This window comes from Pseudarthrobacter sp. GQ63, assembly GCF_059758765.1.
This window is the reverse complement of the sequence record NZ_JCAXEF010000010.1, coordinates 39,853-66,255: the sequence shown is the minus strand read 5'-3', so window position 1 is coordinate 66,255 and position 26,403 is coordinate 39,853. Positions and strand designations below refer to the sequence as shown.

26 protein-coding genes are annotated in these 26,403 nt (G+C 68.4%); 19 read left to right on the top strand and 7 right to left on the bottom strand.

What is annotated here, in order from left to right; translation table 11 throughout:
- The first annotated feature begins 10 nt into the window (after nt 1-10).
- Together AC6CHP_RS15670 and AC6CHP_RS15665 are read left to right on the top strand one after the other, a co-directional pair.
- Nucleotides 11-868, top strand: coding sequence for an HAD family hydrolase (locus tag AC6CHP_RS15670; protein ID WP_188728862.1), 858 nt, complete (start codon nt 11-13; stop codon nt 866-868).
- A 25-nt stretch (nt 869-893) separates the two neighbouring features.
- Complete coding sequence (locus AC6CHP_RS15665) at nt 894-1,478, top strand: histidine phosphatase family protein (RefSeq protein WP_104185716.1); 585 nt, start codon at nt 894-896, stop codon at nt 1,476-1,478.
- A gap of 12 nt (nt 1,479-1,490) precedes the next feature.
- Here AC6CHP_RS15665 and AC6CHP_RS15660 read toward each other — a convergent pair whose 3' ends face one another.
- Nucleotides 1,491-2,090, bottom strand: a complete 600-nt coding sequence (locus tag AC6CHP_RS15660; protein WP_066273089.1) for a hypothetical protein — start codon at nt 2,088-2,090, stop codon at nt 1,491-1,493.
- Nucleotides 2,091-2,227: 137 nt separating this feature from the next.
- Between AC6CHP_RS15660 and AC6CHP_RS15655 the strand changes: the two genes are divergently transcribed.
- Complete coding sequence (locus AC6CHP_RS15655; protein ID WP_498230855.1) at nt 2,228-4,606, top strand: phosphoketolase family protein; 2,379 nt, start codon at nt 2,228-2,230, stop codon at nt 4,604-4,606.
- Between the two features lie 6 nt (nt 4,607-4,612).
- On the opposite strand, the gene AC6CHP_RS15650 is transcribed toward AC6CHP_RS15655, so the two are convergent.
- A complete protein-coding gene (locus AC6CHP_RS15650; protein WP_498230853.1) occupies nt 4,613-5,365 on the bottom strand; it encodes a DUF429 domain-containing protein in 753 nt (250 codons plus the stop codon).
- 144 nt (nt 5,366-5,509) lie between these two features.
- On the opposite strand from AC6CHP_RS15650, the gene AC6CHP_RS15645 reads away from it, so the two are divergent.
- Nucleotides 5,510-6,358, top strand: a complete 849-nt coding sequence (locus AC6CHP_RS15645; protein ID WP_498230852.1) for an alpha/beta fold hydrolase — start codon at nt 5,510-5,512, stop codon at nt 6,356-6,358.
- Here AC6CHP_RS15645 and AC6CHP_RS15640 read toward each other — a convergent pair.
- Nucleotides 6,280-7,701, bottom strand: coding sequence for a carboxylesterase family protein (locus AC6CHP_RS15640; protein ID WP_229675267.1), 1,422 nt, complete (start codon nt 7,699-7,701; stop codon nt 6,280-6,282). The two genes, AC6CHP_RS15645 and AC6CHP_RS15640, sit on opposite strands and share 79 nt — an antisense overlap.
- 169 nt (nt 7,702-7,870) lie before the next feature.
- Nucleotides 7,871-8,359: an inorganic diphosphatase gene (locus tag AC6CHP_RS15635; RefSeq protein WP_104185712.1), complete on the bottom strand. Its 489-nt coding sequence runs from the start codon at nt 8,357-8,359 to the stop codon at nt 7,871-7,873.
- A gap of 153 nt (nt 8,360-8,512) precedes the next feature.
- On the opposite strand from AC6CHP_RS15635, the gene dacB reads away from it, so the two are divergent.
- The 14 genes from dacB (at nt 8,513) to panC (ending at nt 22,499) form a co-directional block, all read left to right on the top strand.
- Nucleotides 8,513-10,042, top strand: coding sequence for a D-alanyl-D-alanine carboxypeptidase/D-alanyl-D-alanine endopeptidase (dacB, locus tag AC6CHP_RS15630; protein WP_188728869.1), 1,530 nt, complete (start codon nt 8,513-8,515; stop codon nt 10,040-10,042).
- A 156-nt stretch (nt 10,043-10,198) separates the two neighbouring features.
- Nucleotides 10,199-11,332: a zinc-dependent metalloprotease gene (locus tag AC6CHP_RS15625; RefSeq protein ID WP_377195021.1), complete on the top strand. Its 1,134-nt coding sequence runs from the start codon at nt 10,199-10,201 to the stop codon at nt 11,330-11,332.
- A 171-nt stretch (nt 11,333-11,503) separates the two neighbouring features.
- A complete protein-coding gene (gene tilS / locus AC6CHP_RS15620; protein WP_498230957.1) occupies nt 11,504-12,559 on the top strand; it encodes a tRNA lysidine(34) synthetase TilS in 1,056 nt (351 codons plus the stop codon).
- 30 nt (nt 12,560-12,589) lie between these two features.
- The gene (gene hpt, locus AC6CHP_RS15615) at nt 12,590-13,141 is read left to right on the top strand and encodes a hypoxanthine phosphoribosyltransferase (RefSeq protein ID WP_041651844.1); all 552 of its coding nucleotides are present in this window, start codon (nt 12,590-12,592) and stop codon (nt 13,139-13,141) included.
- A gap of 235 nt (nt 13,142-13,376) precedes the next feature.
- Nucleotides 13,377-15,440, top strand: a complete 2,064-nt coding sequence (gene ftsH, locus AC6CHP_RS15610) for an ATP-dependent zinc metalloprotease FtsH (protein ID WP_188728870.1) — start codon at nt 13,377-13,379, stop codon at nt 15,438-15,440.
- A 9-nt stretch (nt 15,441-15,449) separates the two neighbouring features.
- A complete protein-coding gene (gene folE / locus AC6CHP_RS15605) occupies nt 15,450-16,094 on the top strand; it encodes a GTP cyclohydrolase I FolE (RefSeq protein ID WP_188728873.1) in 645 nt (214 codons plus the stop codon).
- A 10-nt stretch (nt 16,095-16,104) separates the two neighbouring features.
- Nucleotides 16,105-17,025, top strand: a complete 921-nt coding sequence (gene folP / locus AC6CHP_RS15600) for a dihydropteroate synthase (RefSeq protein ID WP_498230851.1) — start codon at nt 16,105-16,107, stop codon at nt 17,023-17,025.
- Nucleotides 17,026-17,035: 10 nt separating this feature from the next.
- Entirely contained in the window at nt 17,036-17,473 is a 438-nt protein-coding gene (gene folB / locus AC6CHP_RS15595) for a dihydroneopterin aldolase (RefSeq protein WP_498230850.1), read from the top strand.
- The gene (folK, locus tag AC6CHP_RS15590; RefSeq protein ID WP_427117589.1) at nt 17,470-18,015 is read left to right on the top strand and encodes a 2-amino-4-hydroxy-6-hydroxymethyldihydropteridine diphosphokinase; all 546 of its coding nucleotides are present in this window, start codon (nt 17,470-17,472) and stop codon (nt 18,013-18,015) included. The genes folB and folK overlap by 4 nt, the downstream gene beginning before the upstream one ends.
- Nucleotides 18,012-18,584 (top strand): DUF3180 domain-containing protein, encoded by a 573-nt coding sequence (locus AC6CHP_RS15585; RefSeq protein WP_188728880.1) that lies wholly within the window; start codon nt 18,012-18,014, stop codon nt 18,582-18,584. The genes folK and AC6CHP_RS15585 overlap by 4 nt, the downstream gene beginning before the upstream one ends.
- The gene (locus AC6CHP_RS15580; RefSeq protein WP_188728882.1) at nt 18,565-19,077 is read left to right on the top strand and encodes a PH domain-containing protein; all 513 of its coding nucleotides are present in this window, start codon (nt 18,565-18,567) and stop codon (nt 19,075-19,077) included. The genes AC6CHP_RS15585 and AC6CHP_RS15580 overlap by 20 nt, the downstream gene beginning before the upstream one ends.
- Nucleotides 19,074-20,693 (top strand): PH domain-containing protein, encoded by a 1,620-nt coding sequence (locus tag AC6CHP_RS15575; RefSeq protein ID WP_377090341.1) that lies wholly within the window; start codon nt 19,074-19,076, stop codon nt 20,691-20,693. Before AC6CHP_RS15580 ends, AC6CHP_RS15575 begins: the two co-directional genes overlap by 4 nt.
- Complete coding sequence (locus AC6CHP_RS15570) at nt 20,686-21,579, top strand: Rossmann-like and DUF2520 domain-containing protein (protein ID WP_498230847.1); 894 nt, start codon at nt 20,686-20,688, stop codon at nt 21,577-21,579. The genes AC6CHP_RS15575 and AC6CHP_RS15570 overlap by 8 nt, the downstream gene beginning before the upstream one ends.
- Before the next feature lie 2 nt (nt 21,580-21,581).
- Entirely contained in the window at nt 21,582-22,499 is a 918-nt protein-coding gene (gene panC / locus AC6CHP_RS15565; RefSeq protein ID WP_498230845.1) for a pantoate--beta-alanine ligase, read from the top strand.
- Nucleotides 22,500-22,511: 12 nt separating this feature from the next.
- Here panC and AC6CHP_RS15560 read toward each other — a convergent pair whose 3' ends face one another.
- A complete protein-coding gene (locus AC6CHP_RS15560; RefSeq protein ID WP_377195013.1) occupies nt 22,512-22,778 on the bottom strand; it encodes a hypothetical protein in 267 nt (88 codons plus the stop codon).
- A gap of 128 nt (nt 22,779-22,906) precedes the next feature.
- Here AC6CHP_RS15560 and AC6CHP_RS15555 point away from each other — a divergent pair, with 128 nt between their 5' ends.
- Nucleotides 22,907-23,524: a TetR/AcrR family transcriptional regulator gene (locus AC6CHP_RS15555; protein ID WP_498230842.1), complete on the top strand. Its 618-nt coding sequence runs from the start codon at nt 22,907-22,909 to the stop codon at nt 23,522-23,524.
- Nucleotides 23,525-23,570: 46 nt separating this feature from the next.
- Here the strand turns inward: AC6CHP_RS15555 and AC6CHP_RS15550 are convergent, their stop codons facing one another.
- Nucleotides 23,571-24,611: a LacI family DNA-binding transcriptional regulator gene (locus AC6CHP_RS15550; RefSeq protein ID WP_498230840.1), complete on the bottom strand. Its 1,041-nt coding sequence runs from the start codon at nt 24,609-24,611 to the stop codon at nt 23,571-23,573.
- A complete protein-coding gene (locus AC6CHP_RS15545; protein WP_498230838.1) occupies nt 24,590-26,350 on the bottom strand; it encodes a glycoside hydrolase family 13 protein in 1,761 nt (586 codons plus the stop codon). Before AC6CHP_RS15545 ends, AC6CHP_RS15550 begins: the two co-directional genes overlap by 22 nt.
- Between the last annotated feature and the right edge of the window lie 53 nt (nt 26,351-26,403).

The following is a 26,403-nucleotide window of genomic DNA, read 5'->3' as shown; positions in this document are numbered from 1 at the left end:
CACTATGTGAATGACAACGCTGACTGAAACCTCAGTCGCCGGCAACGATGACCGGCGAGACAACGAAAACACCAACGGGCACAAGCTCATGGTCGCCCTGGACGTGGACGGCACGCTGGTTGACCACGACGGCCACATGTCCCCGGGCGTCCGCGAATCGGCGCAGGCAGTAGTGGCTGCCGGGCACGAGGTCATGATCGCCACCGGCCGGTCCCTCAACGCCACACTGCCCATCATCGAGAAGATCGGGATCGAGCGCGGCTACGCTGTCTGCTGCAACGGCGGTGTCACCCTCCGCCTGCACCCCGGGCTGGACGGCGGTTACGAGGTCATCCACAAAGCCACCTTCGACCCAGGACCCGCCCTCCGGGCGCTCCGGGAACGGCTTCCCTCGGCCAAGTATGCGCTGGAGGATGCTGACGGGAACTTCCTGTCCACCGAGCGCTTCCAGGATCCCAGTTTTGGCGTCGAGGCTGTCGGTGTCGATTTCCACACCATGCTCGAAGCCACGGCCGTGCGCGTGGTGGTCTTCAGCACGGAGAACACCCCGGAAGAGTTCAACGAAGCGATCGAGCACATCGGCCTCGCCGGAGTCACCTACTCCGTGGGCTGGACGGCCTGGCTGGACATCGCCGCCGCCGGCGTGACCAAAGCGAGTGCGCTGGAGAACCTCCGTGGGAGGCTCGGCATTGAACAGCACCTCACGGTGGCCATCGGCGACGGCCGCAACGACATCGAGATGCTCACCTGGGCCGGGCGGGGAGTGGCGATGGGTCAGGCGCCCGAGGAAGTCATCGCCGCTGCGGACGAGGTCACCCACTCAGTGTTCGACGACGGTGCCGCCCACGTGCTGCGCAGCCTGCTCTAACGCAGTACAAGGCAGAATGGACAGCATGACCCTCACGACGTTCGCCCTCATTCGCCACGGCCAGACAGACTGGAACGCGCAGCGCCGGCTGCAGGGATCCACCGACATTCCCCTGAACGACGTCGGCCGGGCCCAGGCACGCGACGCCGTCGCGGTGCTGTCCGCCTACGAATGGGACGCGATCGCGTCCTCGCCCCTGAGCAGGGCCGCCGAAACCGCGGACCTGATCGCGGCCGGGCTGGGCCTCAGCGATGTCCGCCGCGTCCCGGAACTGACGGAGCGCAGCTTTGGCCCGGCCGAGGGCATGCAGGCGGGTCCCGAACTGGAAGCGTTGCGCATTCCCGGCGGCTTCCGGGGCGCCGAAAGCGAGGACGAGGCAGCGGACCGGGGACTGGCAGCCCTGGAGGCACTCGCCGAGGAATTCCGCGGCAGCCGGCTCCTCGTCGTCGCGCACGGGACGCTCCTGCGGGTCAGCCTCAGCCGCGCCGTAGGGAGCACCCTGACCAGCATCGACAACGCGGTCCTGAACCTGGCGCACCACCATGCCATCGACGGCTGGCAGCTGGAGTACTTCAACGGCGAACCGGTGATGGCCGCAACGCAGCGGTAAGGCAGGCAGCCGCTAGCGCACCTCGAGGATCAGGGCCAGCAGCCTCGCCGCCGCAGGCCGTGCGGCGTGCTCCTCATTCCACTGCGCCCGCGCCACTGCCTTGCTGACGGCCTGCGTGGTAATGCCCAGCTCCTGGGCCACCGCCTTCTGCTGGCCGCGGACGCCGGGGGTCATCAGGTCCAGCACCCGCCACTCGGCCCCGGAGCGGTCCCGCACAATATGCCCCAGCAGCCGCAGCACGGCCTCGGCGTCGTGGGCTATGTCCGCCAGCGGCCCCTCCACCGCAACGGGCACCCGCTCCTTGCTGTTGCGGAGCCGGTCCACGGCCCGCCGCGCGTACACCAGCCCGTGGCCCGAGGCGTCCTTGATCTGGTTGGGCAGCGGCTCGTTGACGGGCCCGACGCCGATCCCCACGTACCAGGAACCGCACCGCAGGGCGATCATCGCTGCCTCCACCGCCTGGTGCGGGCAGTCCACGATGCCCTGGACCTCGTCCTCCACCGACCGGTCGAAGTCGAGGCGCGCAGGAATATGCCGCAGGTCCTTGAGCAGCTGCGGCACGCGGTCGCCATCGCGCCGGCTATCCGTCTGGTTGATTGTCAGCGTGAACATTTGAATCCAAAGACTACCGGTTGGTAGCAGCCCCAGGGCAAGCGGGGTTGCCTCGGGCTGGCCCATCTGGTGCGATGGGGGAACGGCCGCACCTGCCTCATGGCGACAGCGGGGGAACACGCTACGTGAGGACGGTTATGACCAGCAGCATGGGGCACGACGAACTTGAGCTTGTGGACCGCTGGTGGCGCGCCGCCAACTACCTGTCCGTCGGGCAGATCTATCTCCGCTCCAACCCGCTGCTGCGCGAACCGCTGAAAGCCGAGCACACGAAGTCCCGGCTGCTGGGCCACTGGGGCACCACCCCCGGCCTGAATTTCGTCTATGCCCACCTGAACCGCGTCATCCGCCGCGACTCCGCCGAGATGCTCTTCGTGGCAGGTCCCGGCCATGGCGGCCCCGCCGTCGTCGCAAACGCCTGGCTGGAAGGCACCTACTCCGAGATCTACGGGCACGTGGGCAACGACGCCGACGGCATGGCAGAGCTCTTCCGGCAGTTTTCCTACCCGGGCGGCATCCCCAGCCACGCCGCCCCCGAGACCCCCGGGTCCATTAGCGAAGGTGGTGAACTCGGGTACTCCCTGGCCCACGCTTACGGATCGGTGCTGGACAATCCCCAGCTGGTCACCGCCGTCGTCATTGGCGACGGGGAAGCCGAAACCGGCCCGCTCGCCGCCAGCTGGCACTCCCACAACTTCCTGGATCCTGCCGCGGACGGTGCCGTGCTGCCCATCCTGCACCTGAACGGCTACAAGATCGCCAACCCCACCATCCTGGCGCGCATGCCGGAGCAGCAGCTGGAACAGCTCCTGCGCGGGTACGGCCATGAGCCGTATTTCGTCACGGTGAAGGATCCGGACAACACCGAACAGGCGCACAGGGACTTCGCCGAAGCAACGGACCGCAGCCTTGCCGGCATCCGAGCCATCCAGGAATCGCGCCGGGCGCCGGAGGCCGGAACGGACGAGTTGGACGGTGCCCCGCGCTGGCCCATGATCGTCCTGCGCTCGCCGAAAGGTTGGACGGGACCCCGCGTGGTGGACGGGCTGCAGGTGGAAGGGACGTGGCGGAGCCACCAGGTTCCGCTCTCTGAGGTCCGCACCAACGGGGAGCATCTGAAGCAGCTGGAAGAGTGGCTGCAGTCCTACCGGCCTGCGGAATTGTTCGACGGCGACGGCCGGCTCCGGCCCGACGTCGCCGTGGCCGCCCCCACCGGCTCCTTGAGGATGAGCGCCACGCCGCATGCCAACGGCGGCCTGCTCCGCAAGGCGCTGAAGCTGCCCGCGTACCGGGACCACGCCGTCGAGGTCCCGGAGCCCGGAACGGACCGCGTCAGCCCGATGATCACGCTCGGCTCGTGGATGCGGGACGTCATCTCGCTGAACATGGAAAATTTCCGGCTCTTCGGCCCGGACGAGACCGCGTCCAACCGCCTGCAGAACGTCTACGAGGCCACCGACAAGGTGTGGCAGTACCGGATTGACGACGTCGACGAGAACCTCGCGCGGTCCGGCAGGGTGATGGAGGTGCTCAGCGAACATCTGTGCCAGGGCTGGCTGGAGGGCTACCTCCTGACCGGCCGGCACGGCGTCTTCAGCTGCTACGAGGCCTTCATCCACATTGTCGACTCCATGTTCAACCAGCACGCCAAATGGCTGAAGGTGCACCGGCAGTTGCCGTGGCGCCAGCCGGTACCCTCGCTGAACTACCTGCTGTCCTCCCACGTCTGGCAGCAGGACCATAACGGGTTCTCGCACCAGGACCCCGGATTCATTGACCACGCCGTGAACAAGAAGGCGGAGGTCATCCGGGTGTACCTGCCGGCCGACGCCAACACCCTGCTGTGCGTTATGGCCCACTGCCTGGCCTCCACGGACTACGTGAACATCGTGGTCAGCGGCAAGCAGCCCTCGCCCACGTGGCTGGGCCCGGCCGACGCCGCCAACCACTGCCGCAGGGGGCTGGGCATCTGGGACTTCGCGGGGTCCGAGGTGCCCGGCGAGGAGCCCGACGTCGTGATGGCCTGCGCGGGCGACGTCCCCACCGTGGAGACCGTGGCCGCGGCGGAACTGCTGAAGGAGGGCGCGCCGGGGCTGAAGGTCCGGGTGGTGAACGTAGTGGACCTGATGCGGCTCCAGGACGAGAGCGAGCACCCCCACGGGCTTCCGGCGCGGGACTTCGACGGGATCTTCACGGCGGACAAGCCCATCATTTTCGCCTACCACGGCTATCCCGCGCTCATCCACCGGCTTGCCTACCGCCGCAACAACCAGGACGGGCTGCACGTGCGGGGCTACAAGGAAGAGGGAACCACCACCACGCCGTTCGACATGGCGATGCTGAACGGTATTGACCGGTTCCAGCTGGCCATCGACGCCATCGACCGCGTGCCCGGGCTGGCCGAGCGGCATTCATCCCTCCGCCAGAGCCTCCAGGACCGGCGGATGCGGGCGCGCGAACACACCCGCACGCACGGTGAGGACCCGGAAGAGATCCGGAACTGGACCCTCGGCTAGCCCCGTCTAGGCGGCCAGTCCGTCGAGGCCGCAGGACGGCAGGTGGATCCAGCCCTCGGTGCGGGCGGCTGCGGCGTGCGCGTCGTCAGGACCGGCCGTCAGCCCGAGGGCAACGGCCCGGGCCGTGAGCGAGGCGATGACGGCGTCGAACATGTCGTCCGAGGCGGCCAACCGGTCCCCGTAGCCGTCCAGGTCCAGCCAGGGAGCCTGCTCCCTCAGGGTGCCGAGGAGCGCGGCAAGCCGCCCCGCCTCGGAGCTGCCGCGTCCCTTGTAGCCCCGGGCGTTCAGGCCCCACACTTTCAGCGACGCGGCCGGATAGACCTCCGCAAGGCGTCCGGAACCGTCCCTGGGCTGCGGCCCATGGAGCGCTGCGATCTTTGCCTGGATCACGGCGCACCGCATGGCGGGATGCGCCAGCCTGTCAGCGGAAACACTGAGCGGAATCAGGCCCGTCCGGCCCGTGACGAAGCGGTCCGTGTCCCGGTAGGCCAGCAGCCGCCGTCCCTCTATCCCGTCGTGCTCCAGCACGGGTCCGGCGTCGAAGGCAAGGTGCCCGGCCAGGAAGGGAATGAGGGCGTCCGGCCAGCCAACCGGGCAGTCCACGCCGGTCATGTCGCTGGCGCCGAAGAGGGAAACGATTTCCTGGTCCTGCACGTCCAGGCCGAGGTGCACCAGCCGGGCTGATCCGCGGCTCCACTCGATGACGGCCACGGCCGTCTTTTTGGCAGCCGCGGCCAGGTCCACTCCGAGCGTCTTCACGTGACCAGACTCTACCGCCGGCGGCCAGGCCCGTACCGGCGTGCGCGAGCCGGTACTGGACAGCGGATGACGCCCCGCCTGGGTTCTGCAAGGCTGGGGCGTGGTGGGCCACCCCGGCTGACCAGGCCCGAAAGGAATATCCCCATGCCCTGGCTCGATCTGCTCGGCAACGACATCCACTACACGGACTCCGGCCGCGGCCGGCCGGTGGTGCTGCTGCATGGCCATGCCTCGGCCGCGGCGTGCTGGGAACCGATCATCCAGGACCTCGAGCGGGACTTCCGGGTCCTGGCATACGACACCTACGATCACGGCTGGTCATCGAACTCCCCGCGGCAGGGACCCCTGGTTGACCGGGCTGCGGAGCTGGAGCACTTCATAGGTTCGCTGGGGCTGGAAGACCCGGTCATTGTGGGGCAGTCCATGGGCGGCATGACCACGCTGCGCTGGGCCGTCCGCCACCCCGGCAGCGCGGCTGCCCTGGTGGTCTGCGGGATGGGCTGGCCCCTTGTGGTGCCTCCCCCCGGGCAGGCAGGCCAGCCGGAAAAGTTCGAGGTGTTCAGCTCCCTCGACCAGGACGAGCGGATCTGGCTTGGCGTGGGAAACTCCTTCACGGAGCAGTGGATCGCGGACAACCCGAAGGACTTTGCCCGCTATATCAGGGTCCGTTCAACCGCCACCGCCATTGAAGCAGCCAGGTATCCGCGCAGCCTCGAACAAAGCCAGGGGGAGTTCCTCAGCGCTGACCCACGGGACGTCGAAGCCTTCCAGCAGGGACTGGAATCAGTAACCAGCCCGCTGGTGGTGCTGATCGGGGAGGAAGAAAGGCCGCGGATCCGCCGCGGGGCGGAGCACGTTGCCGCCACGGTGCCCGGCGCCCGTCTCCTGGTTGTCGGGGACGCCGGCCACAATGCCTACTTCCAGCGCCAGGACATCCTGGTGGACGCTGTCCGCAGCACGGTTTCCACTACCCGGGGCCGCCGGCGGGGCTGATGCGGCCGCTCCGACGTGTAGTCCAGGGCGCCCGGAATGCCGCCCTCTTCGCCAAGGCTGTCACCGCGCGCAAAACGTGACCACAGTGCACGCAGTTCCCGTCCCACGGCGTCCACGTCCTCCCAGGCCGCCCCGGCAACCAGTCCTGCTCCCTCCCACGTGCTCCGCTTTCCGAAGAGCAGCGGCAGGTCAATGGTGTGCGCGGCGCCGAGGACGTTCCCGGGGGCATGCCAGTGCAGCACGTAACGGTGGGCGCTGCCGCCGGCCAGGACGTGCCGGCGGGCGAATTTACGGGCTGCCCGGCCATAAACAGTCTCCGTGACCGCCCAGTTGATGGCCCGGAGGAGGGTGGGGCCGGCGACGGGAACACGGTCCAGGCGGCTGAGGTAGGGGCTGCGGGGAAGGAACAGCCTCGCCTCCTCGGAGGTGTGGCCTATCAGGATCTCGACGCCGGGCGCGGAGCGGTTCCAGGCGGCCTCGATCCCGGTTTCCTCCGGCAGGGGCGCGTGACCGTACTGGGTGCCGAACGGCATCGCAGCCAGCATCCCGAACTTCCGCGCCACCTGCGCCACGTGGTCCTCCCGTTCCACCACCTCCATGGCGGGAGTCTCCTCGGTGACGGCCTCAGCGGCGATGCCCATGGCGTGGTTCATCCTGGCCCGTCCGCGCGAAATGCCCAAGGGGGCGCTTTGAATAATGGCGCGCTGGAACAGTGCCGGGGCTTCGGGCGTCGCCATCAAGTGGGCGATCGCGTCCCCGCCTGCGGACTGGCCGAAGGCCGTGACCCTGCGGGGATCGCCGCCGAATGCGGCGATGTTGCGCTGCACCCAGCGGAAGGCCTCGAGCTGGTCCAGCAGGCCCAGGTTGGCAGGCCGGCCCGAGCGGGTTGCCAGGAAGCCGAACAGCCCCAGCCGGTAGGTCACCGAGACCACCACCACGCGGTTCTCGGCCACCAGCACCGCGGGGTCGAAGATGGCGAGGTCGCCCGATCCGGTGGTGTAGGAACCGCCGTGGATCCACACCATCACGGGCAGCCGCGCGCTTTCCGGGCTGGACAGGTCAATGTCCGCGGGCATCGTGATGGACAGGTTCTGGCAGTCCTCGCTCCCTGGCAGTTCGCCGTACCGGGTGCCCAGGATGTCGTCCAGGAAGGGCACGGGCCCTTGTGGGCAGGCGGGCGCGGGCGAGGTTGCGGCGTACGGCGCGGTCCAGTCGGGGGCCGGAGCCGGTGGCTGGAAACGTCCGGCGGTGGCGTACGGAATCCCGGTGGCGCGGAGGACGTGGCCGTCCCGCCAGCCTGTGACGGGACCGCAGGGGGGACTAAACAGGGGCTCGGAACTCACAGGGCAACGATTCCACAAATTCCTGGGAGTTTTTGTCCAGATATGCAGGCTTTGAAGGCGTTGAAGCCTGCATATCTGGACAAAAGTTCCTGGAATGACGACGGCGGGTGGTGCGGTTCCTGAAGAACCGCACCACCCGCTGTCGAGCGTTATATGGGCCAGCGGGGGACTAGTGGCCCGTGGGCACGTACCGCTTGATGGAGGCTTCCAGTTCGGCCTCGGCGGCGGCGCGGTCGCCCCAGCCCTCGGCCTTGACCCACTTGCCCGGCTCCAGGTCCTTGTAGCGGGTGAAGAAGTGCTCGATTTCCTTGATCAGGAAGTCGCTGACGTCGGTGACTTCCTGGATGTGGTCAAAGCGGGCATCCACGGGGACGCAGAGGATCTTGGCATCTCCGCCGCCATCGTCGGTCATGTTGAAAACGCCGATGGGGCGGGATTCAACGATGACGCCGGGGTGCAGGTCGAAGTCCTGGAGGAGCACCAGCGCGTCCAACGGGTCGCCGTCCTCGCCGAGGGTGTTCTCGAAGTATCCGTAGTGCGTGGGGTACTGCATGGAGGTGAAGAGGACGCGGTCCAGGCGGACGCGGCCGGTCTCGTGGTCGACTTCGTACTTGACGCGCGATCCCTTGGGGATCTCGATGGTCACGTCATGCTTCATGGAATGCTCCTCGGCAAGTCAGGGGGTTCGCGGCACTTCTGACGGGCAATAAAAAGGACTGTCAGTGCCGCCGACTATTATCGAGGATATAGCGAGAGGCCCTGGAATCAGGAACTTGTGGGGAAATTTCAGGACTTGAGGACCGGCGCAGGCATGACCAAAACCAGCAGTACGGATCAGTGGCTTGGCCGTGCCCGGCAGGCAGCGGGGAGCGGCGCCAGTGGCGTGCGGCGGTCCTGGCCGTTGGTCCTGCTCTCGGCGCTTCTGGTGGCCCTCGCGGTCCCGGCCGCACTGCTGGTGGCGCCAGGCTTCCTCGGTCCCGAACCACCAGCGCCCGCTCCTCCCCCGCCCGCCTGGCAGCAGGTTCCAACAGCACTTTCTCCCGTGCCGGGGCTCGCCCCGCCGGACGGCTCCGCTCCCGTTCCGCTCCCGTCCGCCGTCAGTGCCCAGCTGGAACCGCTGCTGAAGGCCGATGGCGGCGGAACCTTCACCGCTGTGGTGCAGGATGCGCTTACCGGCCAGGTCCTGTTTGACCGTGGCGGTTCGGAAGGCCGGGTGCCGGCGTCCAACATGAAGCTGCTGGCGGCGGTCGCCGCCCTGCGGGCCCTCGGCCCCGAGCACAGGTTCGCCACCCGGGCTGTCGCCGGGCCGGAGCCAGGCCAGGTGGTGCTGGTTGGCGGCGGCGACGTCCTTCTTGGACCCGGAGGGTCCGCCCCGGAGCAGGTGATGGGCCACGCAGGCCTGGCAACCCTGGCGGCCCAGGCCGCGGAGGCCCTGCAAACGGGCGGCGCCACAGGGGAGATCAAGGTCCTGGTGGACGATTCCCTCTTCCCGGGCCCCGCCCTGAACCCGGCGTGGGAGCCAGGGGACGTGGCCGCCGGTGAAGTCGCTCCCGTATATCCCCTGGCATTGAACTCCGCCCGCTACGATCCCGCCGTCACCACCGGCCCCCGCCCGCAGGACGCGGCAATGACGGCGGCGGAGGAATTCGCGGCCCGGCTGCGCACGGCAGGCGCCGGCGCGGGACTTACCGTGGCAGCCGCCGTCGAACGCCTGCCCCGGACGACAGCCGGCGCGACGGTCCCACCCGGCCCGGAGGGGAACAGCCAGCCGGCAGTGCTGGGCGAGGTTCATTCCGCCACTGTTGCGGAGCAGGTGGACCTGATGCTCCAGGACTCGGACAACTACCTGGCGGAGGCGCTGGGCCGGCTCACAGCGCTGGCTGACGGGCTGCCGGGAAGTAACGACGGCGCCACGGCGGCGGTGGGTGCGCAGCTGGCCGCTGCCGGACTGGCTGCGGAGGGGATGAAGCTGGTGGACGTGTGCGGCCTGGCCATGGGCAACCAGGTCCCGGCCCGGCAGTTTTCCGAGGTGGTGCGGGCCATCACGTCCGGCACGGACACCAGGCTCCGGGCGGCGCTGGACGGCTTCCCGGTGGCGGGCCTCTCCGGAACCCTGGATACCCGGTACGGTGATGCCGCCACCGCGCGGGGTGCGGGACTGGTGCGCGCCAAGACCGGCACCCTCAACACCGTGCTGGCACTGAGCGGCTACGTGGTGGACGCGGACGGCCGGCTCCTGGTCTTTTCCTTTATTGGTAACGGGCTGACCCCCGGTGCCGCGGGGAACAAGGAGGCGCTGGACCGCGCCGCCACCGCGCTCGCCGGTTGCGGCTGCCGCTAAGGGGGCCGGAAGGGCAGTCCTGCCCCGCAAGGGCGGCCCTGACACGCAGGGGGCCAGCACCGCCCATGCGGCGCCGGGCCGTTCATGGTGGGCAGATGGTTCGCCGGTGAGCGAACTTAAGGACTATCCCAAGCATGCTGTGTTCTGATGGGAACCATGGAGCCCACAGCACGCGAGTCGTCAGCCCAGACGTTGTCCGCCACGGCACAGTCCCTGATCAACTGGGACCTCGCCGCCTCCACCGCCGCGCGCCTGGCCCCGGCCGGGCCTGTGCTGGACCAGGCCGCCATCAGCGAGGCCGTGGACAGCCTGCGGCGCCTGGCGGATGTGTCCGTTGACCATGTCCACGAGATCACCGGGCTGGAAGCAGCGCGCGACCTCCGCGACTCCTCCGTGCTGGTGGTGGACCGCGCATCCTGGGCCAAAGCCAACACGCAGAGCTTCGCCGTGATGCTCAAACCCGCCATGGAAAAGATGCTGGAAAACAGGCAGGGCACGCTGAGCCCGGGCGCCGCCAGCGTCAGCGGGGCCATCACCGGAAGCCAGCTCGGCGCCGTCCTGGCTTTCCTGTCCAGCAAGGTCCTTGGCCAGTACGATCCCTTCGCCGCCCTCGCCGAAGGCTCCACCGCGCCTCCGGCCGGCAGGCTCCTGCTCGTGGCCCCGAACATTGTGGCCGTGGAACGCGAACTCAACGTCACCCCGGAGGATTTCCGGCTCTGGGTGTGCCTGCACGAACAGACCCACCGCGTGCAGTTCGCCGCGGCACCGTGGCTTCGGCACCACATGCTCGAGCAGATCGACCAGCTCAGCGTGCACCTGCTGGGCAACGTCGATTCCCTGATGGAGCGTGCCACCGCGGCTGCCCGCTCGCTTAAGGACCGTACCGCCTCGGGGAACACTCCCGGCCGGGGCGCCATCCTGGACCTCCTCCAGGACCCGGAGGAGAAGGCCGCCATCTCGCACCTCACGGCCGTGATGAGCCTCCTGGAAGGCCACGCCAACGTGGTGATGGACGCCGTGGACGCCAGCATCATCCCGTCCGTGAAGACCATCCGGCAGCGGTTCAACGACCGCGGCAAGGACCGCGGCGTGATCGAAAAGTTCATCCGCAGCCTCCTGGGCCTGGACGCGAAGATGCGCCAGTACTCGGACGGCGCCAGGTTCGTCCGCGCCGTGGTGGACGCCGCCGGCATGGAAGGCTTCAACAGGGTCTGGGAGTCCGCGGACCACCTGCCCACCGAACCCGAGATCCACGACGCCAAGCTGTGGCTTGAGCGGATGGGACTCTGATTGCCGCGCAGCCAGCCACCTGAGGCCGCTTCCGACGTCGAAGCCACCGCCGGGAGCTCCACTGCGGGCTGTACTGCGGGCACCGCCGCGGGTGCCATGAGCGGCGGTTTCAGCAGCGGACGACGACGGCCCGGCAGGCTGGCGCCCGTCGTCGGCACAGCGCGCAAGGCGCTGGGGGACGCCCTGGCCCAGGCCGGCTATCCGCGCCATGTCCTGGTTGCCTGCAGCGGCGGCCCGGACTCCCTGGCCCTGGCAGCCGTGGCCGCGTACTTTGCCCGGCGCGGGCATGTGGACGGCCACCCGGTGACGGTCGGGGCGGCAGTGGTTGACCACCAGCTGCAGGAAGGGTCCGCGCAGGTCGCCGCCAGGACCGCGGAAATGCTGCAGGAGCTGGGCCTGTCCCCGGTGGAAGTCCGGCCCGTAACGGTGGACGGCACCGGCATGGGGCCCGAGGCCGCGGCCCGCGAGGCCCGGCACGCCGCACTGGAAGCGGCAGCGGCAAGCCAGGGAGCGGCGGCAATCCTGCTGGGCCACACCCTGGACGACCAGGCCGAACAGGTGCTCCTGGGCCTGGCGCGCGGCTCAGGCACGCGCTCGCTGGCCGGCATGAGGCCCGCGAAGGGTGCCCTGCTGCGGCCGTTCCTGGGGCTTCGCCGGGCCGACACGGAAGAGATCTGCGAGGTGGAGCAACTCCAGCCGTGGCACGACCCCACCAATTCGGACCCGTCCTATGCCCGCTCCCGGACGCGCGTGGAGGTACTGCCGCACCTGGAGGCAAGACTCGGTCCCGGCGTCGCGGAATCCCTCGCCCGCACAGCATCCATCCTGCAGCTTGACGCCGACTACCTCGAGGATGTGGCGGAAGCCACCTTCGCGTCCCTCGTGGAGCGGAACGGTCCCGAGGTGAGCCTTCCGGAGGAGGCGTTGCGCGCCCTCCCCCCTGCCATCAGGTACCGCGTGATCGCCAAGGCCGCGGCCGACGTCGGCGGGCAGCAGCCCAGCTACCAGCGCCTTTTGGCGGCGGAGGCGCTGCTGCGGCGGCACGGCTCGGCAGGGCCGGTGGAACTCCCCGGCGGAGTGAGCGCCTACCGCCTGTCCCTCGCGCAGCTGGCCGGCGCGGAAGCCGCGGACAGCCCGGCTGCCGGCGGTAAAGCCAAACCCGTTCCCCGCGAAGCCGCACGCTGTGGGAAGCTAGTACTCCGGCCTCAAAAGCCGCCCGCAAAATAGTCGCACCCCGCATCTACACAGGAGCCATTGGTGGATTCAAACGACGTCCAGGCAGACCTCAAGCACGTTCTCTACACCAAGGAACAGATCCAGCAGCGGATCACCGAACTCGCTGCCCAGATCGACAAGGACTACGAGGGCCGCGAAATCCTCATCGTGGGCGTGCTCAAGGGCGCGGTGATGGTCATGGCTGACCTGGCCCGGGCGCTGCACAGCCACATTTCCATGGACTGGATGGCTGTGTCCTCCTACGGTTCGGGCACCCAGTCCTCCGGGGTTGTCCGCATCCTTAAGGACCTGGACACGGACCTCATGGGCAAGGACGTGCTGATTGTCGAGGACATCATCGACTCCGGCCTCACCCTGTCCTGGCTGAAGACCAACCTGGAATCGCGCGGCACGGCCTCGGTGGAGATCTGCACCGCGTTCCGCAAGCCCACCGCCGCCAAGGTGGAGATCGACGTCAAGTACGTTGGCTACGACATCCCCAACGAATTCGTGGTTGGCTACGGCCTGGACTACGCCGAGAAGTACCGCAACCTGGACTTCGTGGGCACCCTGGCGCCGCACGTTTACGAGTAGGCTGCCCCGCCCGATACGCCGCCCGCGCCGGCGTCGGCATTGACCTGCACAACCCCGCCCTTTGACCAGGCCCGCCGCCGTCCTGGCAGCGCTACGCCCACAGGGAACTTTTGCCGTCAATCATGCGTGATCTACTCCGGACGGTGTATAGCTAGAAGCTGACGCAGCACCATCACGCGCGCAGACTATTCGCCGTGCAGCACTACCAGAAGGGACGGGGCCAGCCCCCGAACAGATGAAAGCTAAGAACTTCTTCAAAGGCCCGGGCATCTGGATCGTCGTCGTGGTCGGCCTGCTCCTGGTGGCCTTTGCAACGCTTGCCCCCGGTGGTGCGGCACGGATTGACACGGACAAGGGCCTTGAACTGCTCTCCGGGGACCAGGTGGAGCAGGCCAAGATCTTCGACGGAGAAAACCGCGTTGACCTGACTTTGAAGGACAACCTGCAGCTCGACGGGCAGGACAAGGGCAAGAGCGTCCAGTTCTTCTTCGTGGACGCCCGCGCCGAGGACGTGGTCAAGGCCGTCACGGACGCCAGGCCGGCCCAGGGCTACACGGACCAGCCGATTGAGAGCAACTGGTTCTCCGGCCTGCTCTCCCTGCTGATTCCCGTCATCCTCCTGGGCGCCCTTTTCTGGTTCCTCATGACCCGCATGCAGGGCGGCGGCTCCAAGATCATGCAGTTCGGCAAGTCCAAGGCCAAGATGGTCAGCAAGGACATGCCGCAGGTAACCTTCGCCGACGTCGCCGGATCCGACGAAGCCGTCGAAGAGCTCCAGGAGATCAAGGAATTCCTCCAGGAGCCCGCCAAGTTCCAGGCCGTGGGCGCCAAGATCCCCAAGGGCGTGCTGCTGTACGGCCCTCCGGGTACCGGTAAAACCCTCCTGGCCCGCGCCGTCGCAGGCGAGGCAGGCGTCCCGTTCTTCTCCATCTCCGGCTCCGACTTCGTGGAAATGTTCGTGGGTGTGGGTGCCTCACGCGTCCGCGACCTGTTCGAGCAGGCCAAGGCCAACTCCCCGGCCATCATCTTCGTGGACGAGATCGACGCCGTTGGCCGCCACCGCGGTGCCGGCATCGGCGGCGGCAACGACGAACGCGAGCAGACGCTCAACCAGCTCCTGGTGGAGATGGACGGCTTCGACGTCAAGACCAACGTCATCCTCATCGCCGCCACAAACCGCCCGGACGTGCTGGACCCCGCACTGCTCCGCCCCGGACGTTTCGACCGGCAGATCGGCGTGGAAGCACCGGACCTGATCGGGCGCGACCAGATCCTGCAGGTCCATTCAAAGGGCAAGCCGATGGCACCCGGAGTGGACCTCAAGGCCGTGGCCAAGAAGACTCCCGGGTACACCGGCGCAGACCTGGCCAACGTCCTGAACGAGGCCGCGCTGCTCACCGCGCGCTCCAACGCGAACCTCATCGACGACCGTGCGCTGGACGAGGCCATTGACCGTGTCATGGCCGGACCCCAGAAGCGCAGCCGCGTGATGAAGGAGCACGAACGCAAGATCACCGCCTACCACGAAGGCGGCCACGCCCTGGTGGCGGCAGCGCTGCGGAACTCCAGCCCGGTCACCAAGATCACCATCCTGCCCCGCGGCCGCGCCCTGGGCTACACCATGGTGGTCCCGGACAACGACAAGTACTCCGTGACCCGCAACGAACTGCTGGACCAGATGGCCTACGCCATGGGCGGCCGCGTTGCGGAAGAAATCGTGTTCCACGACCCGTCCACCGGCGCGTCCAACGACATCGAAAAGGCCACCGGCACCGCACGCAAGATGGTCACCGAGTACGGCATGAGCGAACGCGTCGGCGCAGTCCGGCTGGGCCAGGGCGGCGGTGAGCCCTTCCTGGGCCGCGACGCCGGTCACGAGCGCAACTACTCGGACCAGATCGCCTACGTGGTGGACGAGGAAGTGCGCCGGCTCATCGACCAGGCCCACGACGAGGCCTATGCCATCCTCACCGAAAACCGCGACGTCCTGGACCGGCTGGCCCTCGAGCTTCTGGAACGCGAAACCCTGAACCAGGCCGAGATCGCCGACATCTTCCGTGACATCCGCAAACGCGATTTCCGCGAAGTGTGGCTGTCCAAGGAGTCCCGTCCAGTCCAGATGGCGGGCCCGGTGGAGTCGCGCCAGGAAAGGGCGGAGCGCGAGGCCCAGGAGGAGGCAAAGCAGGCGCGCCTGGATGAGCCGCTGGACGCCCAGCCGCCGCACCCGCAGGGTGTTCCGGAGGATGCTCCGTTCCAGGGCGGCGTCACCGACGCGGGCCCGGACACCCTTCGCGGCTAAGCTTTCTACGTGACCCACTTCGACGACGACGACGTTCCCGCCTCCGCCGGATATCCGGCGGAGGGCGGATCCCACCACTCAAAGCACCACAAGGTGGACCGGCCCCGGATTGAGGCGGCCGTCCGTGAGATTCTCATTGCCATCGGAGAGGACCCGGACCGCGGCGGCCTCATCGACACCCCCAAGCGCGTGGCCAAGGCCTACGCAGAGGTGTTTGCCGGGCTGCACCACGACCCCGCGGACGTCCTGTCCACCACCTTCGACCTTGACCATGAGGAACTCGTCCTGGTCAAGGACATCCCGTTCTATTCCACCTGCGAGCACCACCTGGTGCCGTTCCACGGGGTGGCCCACGTGGGTTACATCCCGTCTCACGAGGGCAAGGTGACGGGCCTGAGCAAACTGGCCCGGCTCGTGGACATTTACGCCCGCCGCCCGCAGGTGCAGGAGCGGCTCACCACTGAGATCGTCGAGGCGATGGTCCGCTACCTCAAACCCCGTGGCGCCATCGTCGTTGTTGAATGCGAACACATGTGCATGTCAATGCGCGGTATCCGCAAGCCCGGAGCGAAGACCGTCACCAGCGCGGTCCGCGGGCAGCTCCATGACCCGGCCACCCGTGCCGAAGCCATGAGCCTCATCCTCGGAAGGTAAACCCCAGACCATGGACTCACTCGCTGCAGCGCCGGGAACCGGCCCCGCAACATCCCCCCTGCCCATCCTTCGCAAACCGCGGCCGGCGGCCCGGTTCGAAGACCTCCCCACGGACCGCACGCTGGTCATGGGCATCCTGAACGTCACCCCGGATTCGTTCAGCGACGGCGGCCGCCACGTCACCGCGGACACCGCCATCGCGGCGGGGCTGCGGATGTTCTACGCCGGTGCGGACATCATTGACGTCGGCGGTGAATCCACCCGGCCCGGTGCCGAGGACGTCAGCCCGGAAGAAGAACAGCAGCGTGTGGTCCCCGTCATCCAGGCACTGGTGAAGGCAGGGGCGCTCGTCAGCATCGACACCACGCACGCCTCCACCGCCGCCGCCGCGGTGGAAGCCGGTGCTGCCATTGTCAATGACATCTCAGGCCTCAGCATCGAACCGGAAATGGCGGAGTTCGTGGCGGCCGCCAAGGTTCCGTACATCCTTACCCACCGCCGCGGGGACGCGCGCACCATGAATTCGCTCGCCGACTACAAGGATGTGGCGGGGGAAGTGGTGGCCGAACTCGCAGGCGTGCGGGACAAGCTGTACGCCGCCGGTGTCACCGCGGAAAAGATCATCGTGGACCCGGGCCTGGGGTTCGCCAAGAACGACGCCCAGAACTGGGAGCTCCTGCAGAACCTGGACCAGCTGGACAGCCTGGGCCACCGCATCCTGGTGGGCGCCTCACGCAAGCGGTTCCTCGGCACCCTGCTCACGGTGGCCGGCAAGGCCGCCGCCCCGGAGGAGCGCGACGCCGCCACCGCCGCCATCACCGCCATCAGCGCCTACCGCGGCGCCTGGGCCGTCCGCGTGCACGACGTCGGCCCCAGCCTTGACGCCGTCAAGGTTGCCGCGCGCATGGCCGCACCCCGCGCCGACAGCTAAGCCGCGCACCATGGACAGGATTACGCTGAGCGGGGTGACCGCCGTCGGCCATCACGGCGTGTTTGATTTCGAACGCCGCGAGGGCCAGCCTTTTGTTGTGGACGCAGTGCTGTACCTGGATTTCGCCAAGGCGGCGGAGTCCGACGACGTCCGGGACACCGCGCACTACGGCGAGGTGGCGCAGCGTATTACCGAGTGGATCTCCGGCGAGCCGCTGAACCTGATTGAAGCCCTGGCTGTTCGGATCGCTGACGGCCTGCTGTCCGAGTTCCAGCTGGAGGCCGTGGACATCACCGTCCACAAGCCGCAGGCGCCCATCGAGGTGCCCTTCGGCGACGTGGCGGTCAGCGTCCACCGCGCCCGGCGCGTTGGGGAAATGCGCGATGGGGAAATGCGCGATGGGGAAATGCGCCATGGGGATAAGCAAGCCCAGGGGGAGGGGCCATGAACAGCGGCTATACCAAGGCAGTCCTGGCGCTCGGCAGCAACCTGGGCGAGCGCAACGACACCCTGTCCGAGGCTGTGGCGGACCTCGTTGATCCGCCGGAGGTGCGGCTGCTCGCCGTGTCGCCGGTTGTGCAGACGAAGGCGGTGGGCGGTCCCCCCAACCAGCCGGACTTCCTCAACATGGTCATCACGGTGGAAACCAGCCTGGCTCCGCACGAGCTGCTGGACCACTGCCAGGCCGTGGAGAACAAGCACCACCGCGTGCGGGAGGTGCGCTGGGGGCCGCGGACGCTCGACGTCGACATCATCACCTACGGCGACCTCCGCAGCGACGACCCGACCCTGACCCTGCCCCACCCCCGCGCCGCCGTCCGCGCCTTTGTCCTCTACCCGTGGTCGCTCATCGAGCCTGCTGCCACCCTGGACGGGGAACGGATCAGCGCCCTGGCCGCCCGGGCTGACGATTTTGGCGACCTCGCACCGTTCGACGGCTTCGGTGACTTCGACGGCGTGCCCACGGCCGGGGCGGTGGAAGAACGATGAAACCCATCAATCCGCTGCGCCTCCTGCTGATCGGCTTCATCCTGGCCGTGGCGGGCTGGTCCGCCACGGTAGTGACCAGCCGGTTCAGCATGTCCACCCCCGTCCTCCCGGCCACCGCCCTGGCCACCATGGGCGTGATCGTTGCCATCACCTTGATCCTGGGCATCCGGGTGCTGAAGTGGCGCAACAGCCTCAACGGCACCGGTGCCAGGACGGGCGCAAAGAACGGAACCCGGAAAAGGCCCGTGCTTGACCCGCTCCTGGCCGCGCGGACCCTGGTCCTGGCACAGGCCTGCGCCTACGCCGGAACCGTGCTCCTGGGCTGGCATGTGGGCATCTTCCTGGACCAGCTCCGCATCTGGAGCCTGCGCAGCAACCAGGGCATCACCTGGCTGGCACTTGCCATGGCCGGCGGGGGACTGGTGATGATCGTGGTGGGCCTGCTGGTGGAGCGGTTCTGCAAGATTCCGCCGGAGGACGGCGACACCAAGGGCATCGAGGGAAAACCCGGCCGTACCGTGCATGGTGAAGCCGCCGGGGAAGGCGAATATGCGTACCGAGGCGATTGACCCTCCCGGCATCACCTGGCAGCGCGTGTCCCCGAAGTACGTCACCGTCAGGATGGTGCAGTGGGCCCTGGCCAACGTGGCCACCGTGCTGGTGCTGGCCCTTCCGCTGGTGCTTGTCCTGGCGGGCGTGTGGGCCTGGCCGCCGCTGTGGCTTGCAGTTGCCGTGCCCGCGGTGGCATTGGTGTCAGCCCTCTGGCGGCTGGCGCTCATCCCGCGGCAGGTCCGTGCCATCGGTTATGCCGAACGCGATGACGACCTCCTGATCAGGACCGGCATCTTCTTCCAGCGCACCATGGCCGTCCCCTACGGGCGCATGCAGTATGTGGACATCGGCGTGGGCCCGGTGGAGCGCGGACTGGGCCTGTGCACGCTCAAGCTCCACACCGCATCACCCGGCACCAACGCCCAGATCCCGGGCCTGCCCGCCGCAGAAGGTGCCCGGCTGCGCGAGCAGCTGGCGGCGCGGGGCGAAGCCAGGCTGGCAGGGCTGTGACTGCGGAGGAACCGCGTCCCGGGCCCGCCGCCTCCCTCCCTGATGCAGGCGGCGCCGCGGCTGCAGCGCAGCCGGACACCGCGCAGCCAGCCATCTCGTCCGACGGCGAGTGGCTGCGCGTGCACCCGGCCTCGCCCTTTATCCGCGGCTGGGTAGCCCTGGCCGCCATAGCTTTCTTCTTCGGCCGTGACATCTTCGAACGCTCGCTGCAGGGCAGGCCGGTCTTCGAGGAAGAGCTCGCCGGCCGGGCTTCCTGGCTGCTGGCGGGCGGCGGCACGGTGCTGCTGGTTTCGGTGCTGGGCTTCCTCCTCACCTGGTACTTCACCAAGTACCAGGTGTCCGGCGGCTACGTGAGGGTCAATACCGGTTTCCTTTTCCGGCAGCAGCGCCAGGCGAGGCTGGACCGGGTCCAGGCCATCGACATCGTGCAGCCCCTGCTTGCCCGGATCTTCGGCCTCGCCGAACTCAAGTTCGAGGTGGCCGACGCAGGAGAGTCGGCGGTGCGCCTGGCCTACCTGAAAATCGACGACGCCCGGCAGCTCCGCGCCACCATCCTGGCCCGTGCCGCGGGCGTGGCCGTTGACCCCGCCAACCCGGAGCAGCCGTCACCCGAGGCGCCCGAATTCCAGGTCCTGTCCGTGCCGCCGCAGCGCCTTGTGGGTTCCCTGCTGCTCAGCGAGCAGAGCTTCTTCGTGGTGGCGGGCGGCATTGCCTCCGTGGTGCTCGCAGCCGCCACGGACAGCCAGGCGTTCTACCTCTACCTCATTCCTGCGGGCCTTGGCCTGGCAGCCAGTTACTGGGGACTGTTCAACAAGGGCTACAACTTCACGGCCGCGATCTCCCCGGACGGCATCCGGCTCCGCTACGGCCTGCTGGACACCCAGGCGCAGACCCTTCCGCCCGGGCGGATCCAGGCCCTGAAGGTCACCCAGCCGCCGCTGTGGCGTCCGCTGGGCTGGTACCGGATGCAGGTCAACGTGGCAGGCTACGGTGTGGTGGAGAACGCGGGAGAAGGCTCCGCCCGGACCACCCTCCTGCCCGTCGGCACGCTGGCGGACGTGATGGGCATGCTCGCACTGGTGCTGCCGGACCCTGGAACCCCGCAGCCCGCCGTCGTCTTCGGTGCGGGGCTGACCGGACTGGATTCCGACGGCGGATTCGTCACCACGCCGCGGAGGGCCCGCTGGCTCGCCCCCCTGGGCTGGCGGCGGAACGGGTTCGCGGCCACGGACACCGCCCTGCTGCTCCGCTCGGGGCGCTGGTGGCGGCAGCTTGTGGTGGTTCCGCACCAGCGCACTCAGTCCATCGCCCTGCACCAGGGTCCGCTGGCACGCAGGTTCCGCGTTGCCGACCTGGTGCTCCACACCACCCCCGGACCCGTGGTGCCGCGGCTGGCCCAGGCCACTACGGAGGTGGCCCTGTCCTTGTTCGACGAACAGTCTGCGCGCGCACGGCTGGCCAGGAAGCGGCAAACAACCGAACAATGGCTCCGGCAGGTGGCGCCTGGTGACCCGGCGGCCGGCACCGGGCCAGTGGCCGGGCCCCTGGAAGTCCCAACCCCCTTGGAAACCCCAACCCCAACCCCACAGCAACAGGAAGGCGGGCAGCATGGCTAAGCCGGGACGCCTCGGCGTCGGAATCATCGGCGCGGGCAAAGTGGGGGCGGTCCTTGGCGCCGCCCTGCGCGCCGCGGAACACGCCGTCGTCGGTGTTTCGGCGGTGTCCGAGGCGAGCCGTGAGCGCGCAGAAACGTTGCTCCCCGGCGTGCCCGTCCTGGAAGTGCAGGAGATTGTTGAGCGGGCGGAGCTGGTCCTGCTGGCCGTCCCCGACGACGCCCTCCCGGGCTTGGTGGACGGGCTCGCGAAGCTGGGCGCATGGCAGCCGGGCCAGCTGGTTGCGCACACCTCCGGCCGGTTTGGCGTGGGCGTCCTGCACCCGGTCAGGGCCGCCGGAGCCGTCCCGCTGGCGCTGCACCCCGCCATGACGTTCACGGGGATGAGCCTGGACCTCACCCGGCTGCTGGACTGCACCTTCGGCGTCACGGCCGATGCCGCCATGCTTCCCATCGCGCAGGCGCTGGTGGTGGAGATGGGCGCCGAACCGGTGGCCATTGCTGAGGCGGACCGGACGCTGTACCACGCAGCCCTGGCGCACGGTTCCAACCACCTGGTCACCCTCGTTGCGCAGGCGTCCGAGCTCCTGCGCTCGGTGGGAGTGGAGTTGCCGGAACGCATGCTGGGCCCGCTCCTGCGGGCCACGATGGAGAATGCGCTGGCCTCAGGGGAGTCCGCCCTGACCGGTCCTGTGGCGCGCGGTGACGTTGGCACGGTCGCGGCGCACGCCGAGGCGCTGCGGGAGTTCGACGGCGGCGGGCACGGCGATGTGCTGGCCGCCTACCTTGCCATGGCACGCGCCACCGCCCTGCGGGCAGAGGGGCGCGGACTGCTGAAGCCGGACCAGCTGGAGGGGCTGCGCCACGCCCTCGATCCCAAGGAGGACTGACGATGCCCATCAAACTTGCCACCACGGTGGCCGGCCTTCGAACCGAAGGTGCCCGGCTGCTGGGCTCCGGGCAGGGCAGATCCCAGGGGCTCGTGCCCACCATGGGTGCGCTCCACGAGGGCCATGCCGCCCTGGCGCGTGCCGCCGTCGAACAGAACGATGTTGTGGTGGCCACCATTTTCGTCAACCCGCTGCAGTTCGGCGACGCCGTGGACCTGGACCGCTACCCGCGCACGCTGGACGCCGACCTTGCACTGCTGGAGGAGCAGGGCGTGGACCTGGTCTTCGCGCCGCCGGTAGAGGAGGTCTACCCCGGCGGGGAGCCGCTGGTGCGCATCACCTCTGGCCGGCTGGGCGAAAAATGGGAGGGCGCCTCCCGGCCGGGCCATTTTGACGGTGCCCTGACGGTGGTGGCCAAGCTCCTCCACTACGGCCTGCCCGCCGCGGGGCTGCCTGCCGCAGGTGCGGCACCGGGAGGCCTGCCCGCCTACCGGGGGTACTTCGGCCAGAAGGACGCGCAGCAGCTGGCCCTGGTCCGGCGCATGGTGGCGGACCTCAATTTCCCGGTGGAGATCGTGGGCGTACCAACGGTGCGTGCTGTCGACGGGCTGGCGCTGTCCAGCCGCAACCGTTTCTTGTCTGACGAAGAGCGGGAGGCTGCCCTGGTGCTGGCGCGGGCCCTCCGGCTGTTGGAGGAACGGGCAAACACCCGGAAACCGCTGGACCTTGACTCAGCCCGGGCCCTGGTGGAATCCCAGCCGCTGGTGGCGCTGGACTACTTCGACGTGGTGGACCCGGTCACCCTGGAGCCGCTCGCGGAGAACTGCCGGGAGACGCCGTTCAGCGGTGAGGCGCTGGCGCTCATTGCCGCCAAGGTGGGGCCGGTGCGGCTGATCGACAACGCACCGCTGAGTTCCTGACCCCGGGCTGCGCTACATGCACGGCTCTTCGCGGTTGGTCATCAGCTGTTCGAGCAACGCGCGCTCCGGCCTGCCGGGGTGCTTGGCAACGCAGCGGCGCAGCCGGGCCCTGGCCAGCTCTTCGCCGGGTTCGCGGCTGCAGAGAACTTCATCGATGATTTCCTGGGCCTGCCACCGGAGGGACTCAATGGCGAACTCCCGGATCTCGGACGGGGTGTCATCGGCCATCCACGGATCAGGGTCTGAGGGAACGCTCTGGAACATCCGCTCTGCTGACATCGGGGCCTCCTTGCACCTGTCCGAAGCGGCCTGTGTGGGGGCCTCCACGGCGTCGAAGCACTGCGCTACGGGAAACATTACAGGTGGGAAGACCGGTCTGTCTTCCCCCGGAGTAGACTGATTTTGCGATGAATCCAGAGGCTAAAGTCCCGGCGTTCCCCGAAGCTGCCGCGGTGGCGGAATCCGGTCCTGCCCATTCGGTGGACAGGATCCTGGCTGTTGCCTACGAGCTGTTTTCCACGCGCGGCGTGCGGGACGTTGGCGTCAACGAGCTCATTGAGCGGTCCGGGGTTGCCAAAGCCACTTTTTACCGGCATTTTCCGTCCAAGGACTCGCTGGTCTTCGCATTCCTGGAGCAGCGGGACAAACAGTGGACCATGGACGGGATCCTCGCCGAGGCGCGCCGCCGGGGCACCACTCCCGAGGAGCAGCTGCTGGCGATCTTCGACGTGTTCGGGGACTGGTTCCTGCGGGAGGACTTCGAGGCCTGTTCGTTTGTGAGGGTCATGCTGGAGATGGGGCCGGCCCATCCGCTGGGGCAGGCCAGCATCGATTACCTGGCAAAGATCCGCGGCCATGTCCAGGCCGTGGCGGAAGAGGCCGGGCTGGTGCGCCCCGAAGAGTTTGCCCGCTCGCTGCTGATCCTGATGAAGGGGTCCGTCATCCAGGCCGTCGAGGGTGACACGCTGGCCGCCGACCGTGCCCGGCAGATGGCGGTCTGGCTGATCGGACACCACAGCGGCTGACTCCCCGCTGCTCTCAAACGAACCGTTGTCCGGGGGCCAACCGCTGTCAGGCGCTGGGCTGCCCGGCGGGGATGCGGGGTGCGGAGGTGCTGGAGCGGACCACCAGCCGGGTCTCCATCAGCTCATCCGCCGGCCCTGCGGCGGCGGCGTCCCCGTCATCCTGCACCAGCGCCAGCAGGCGCTCCACCGCCCGCGTACCTTGGCTCCGCGGAAACTGGTCGATGGTGGTCAGTCCCAGGATCTCGCCCATTTCGTGGCCGTCCACCCCGATGACGGACAGCTCCTCGGGGATCCGCAACCCGAGGTCGCGGGCCGCCAGCATTGCGCCGAAGGCCATCTCGTCGGATGCGCAGAAGATGGCGGTGGGCCGTTCCTCTGCATCCGCCAGCAGCTGCTTCGTTTCCTTGTACGCATCGTTCGCCGAGTAATCGGAAATGAGGGACCAGGCTTCGCGCAGGGGCAGGCCTGCCGCCGCCATCGCGTCCTCATACCCGGCACGGCGGCCGCTGGAGATCTCGAAGTTCCTGCCGTATTCGTGCTCGCCGCCGAGGTGCGCCACCCGCGTATGCCCCAGGCTGATCAGGTGGTTGGTGGCGCGCCGGCCCACCTCCACGTCGTCAATCCGGAGGGTGGGGATCCCAGGCAGCGGACCGCCCACGCCGACCACCGGGATTCCGGCCGCGAGGATCTGTTCGGTCTCGTGCGCGTTGAGCTGGAGCGAAACTGCCAAAACGCCGTCGAGCCGCTTGCGCAGGAGGAAATCCCCCAGCACCGATTCCCGGTACCGGTCGCCTTGGAAGTCGTACAGGGTGAGGTCGTAGCCGGCGTCCATCAGCGCTGAATTGGCGCCCTCGAGCAGCGTGGCGAAGTACCACCTGTTGACGAAGGGGAGGACCACCCCGATGTTGTGGCTGCGCCCGCTCGCCAGGCTGGAGGCGTGGTAGGACATGACGAAGCCGAGTTCGCTGGCGGCGGCGGTCACGGCCTCCCTGGACCGGGCGGACACACTGCCCTTCCCGCTCAGAGCCCGCGACGCCGTCGCCTGCGAAACACCCGCCAAACGGGCTACATCCCTGATTCCTGCCACTGACCCTCTGATGTTCCGCTTGGCCCCATGCGCAGCCAGATGCACTGCGCAGGACCCAGTTTACGCTGGGCGGCTGCGTCCCCGTCCGTGCTGAGCAGGATCTCCAGGCCGGGCAGGCCAACCGGCGCCTCACCCATGTTCATCATCACCAGGACTCCGTTGTTCACGAACGTCACGCAATCCGAAGCCGAGGACCCTTCAAACCAGTCCAGGGAGCCGGCTCCGAGCTTCATGGAGCGGCGGAGCCCCAGCGCCCGGCGGTACAGGGACAGGACAGAGGATCCGTCCCGGTCCTGCACATCCCGGGACAGCGCTGCCCATTCCTCCGGCTGCGGCAGCCAGGACTCGCCGGTGCTGTTGAAGCCGAAAGCTGGTGCGGCCGCCTCCCAGGGCAGGGGCACCCGGCAGCCGTCCCGGCCGATGCGTTCTCCCGCGGTGCGCTTGAATGACGGGTCCTGGCGGAACGTGTGGTCCATCGTGGTGTGATCGGGCAGCCCCAGTTCTTCGCCCTGGTACAGGTACACGCCGCCCGGCAGCGCGAGCATCAGCATCGAGGCCGCGGCGGCCCGTTGCAGGCCAAGCTCCGCGTCGGGCTGGACATCCTCGGCACCCAGGCCGTCGCCGGGGCGGGCCGCAGGCTCCACGATGCCGAAGCGCGTTGCGTGCCGGACGACGTCGTGGTTTGAAAGTACCCAGGTGGTGGGCGCCCCGACCGAATCGAACATCCGCAGCGAGCTTTCGATCACGGCACGCAGCCGGGCCGGGTCCCATGGGGTGCCAAGGTAGGCGAAGTTGAACGCCTGGTGCATCTGGTCCGGCAGGACCCAGTTCGTCAGCCGGGACAGGGGATCGATGCTGGCTTCGGCGCAGAGGATGCGGTCGCCGTCGAACTCGGCCAGGACCTCGCGCCACCTGCGGTAGATGTCGTGGATTTCAGGCTGCCCGAACATCGGCGCAAGGTTGCCAGGGAAATCGTCGGTGCTGATGCCGTCGGGCCGGCCATGCCAGTCCGGCAGGCCTTCGGCTTTGACCAGGGCGTGGGCCACGTCCACGCGGAAGCCCGCAACGCCACGCTGGAGCCAGAAGCGGAGGACGCGTTCGAACTCGGCGTGCACGGCCGGGTTGTCCCAGTTGAAGTCCGGCTGGGAGGAATCGAAAAGGTGCACGTACCACTGGCCGGGCTCGCCGGAGGGCTCGGTAATGCGGGTCCAGGCCGGGCCGCCAAAGTGCGACTGCCAGTTGTTGGGCGGGAGCTCCCCGGAGGCCCCGCGGCCGTCCCGGAAGATGAACATCTCCCGTTCGGGGCTTCCCGGCCCTGCCTGGAGTGCGGCCTGGAACAGGGCGTGGTCCGAGGAGCAGTGGTTCGGCACCAGATCGATGATTACCCGGATGCCCAGCGAATCTGCCCGGGCAACCAGTGCGTCAAAGTCCGCCAGGGTGCCGAACACGGGATCGACGTCGCAGTAATCGGCGACGTCGTACCCGCCGTCCCGCTGCGGCGAAACATAGAAGGGTGAGAGCCAGACGGCGTCGACGTCAAGCGCCGCCAGCTGGTGCAGCTCGGCCGTGATGCCGGGCAGGTCGCCCTGGCCGTCGCCGTTGAGGTCCCGGAACGAGCGGGGATAGATCTGGTAAATCACCGAGGACCGCCACCATTCCGTGCCGTGGTCGGCGGGGTGGACCGGCACCAGCCGGAGTGCGGATACGTCGGACTCATCGAGGGTGAGTGTGTTGGTCATCCGGTTATGCTAGCGGTATTTGCGGTAGAAATGGAACAGCTTCCATTCAGTAT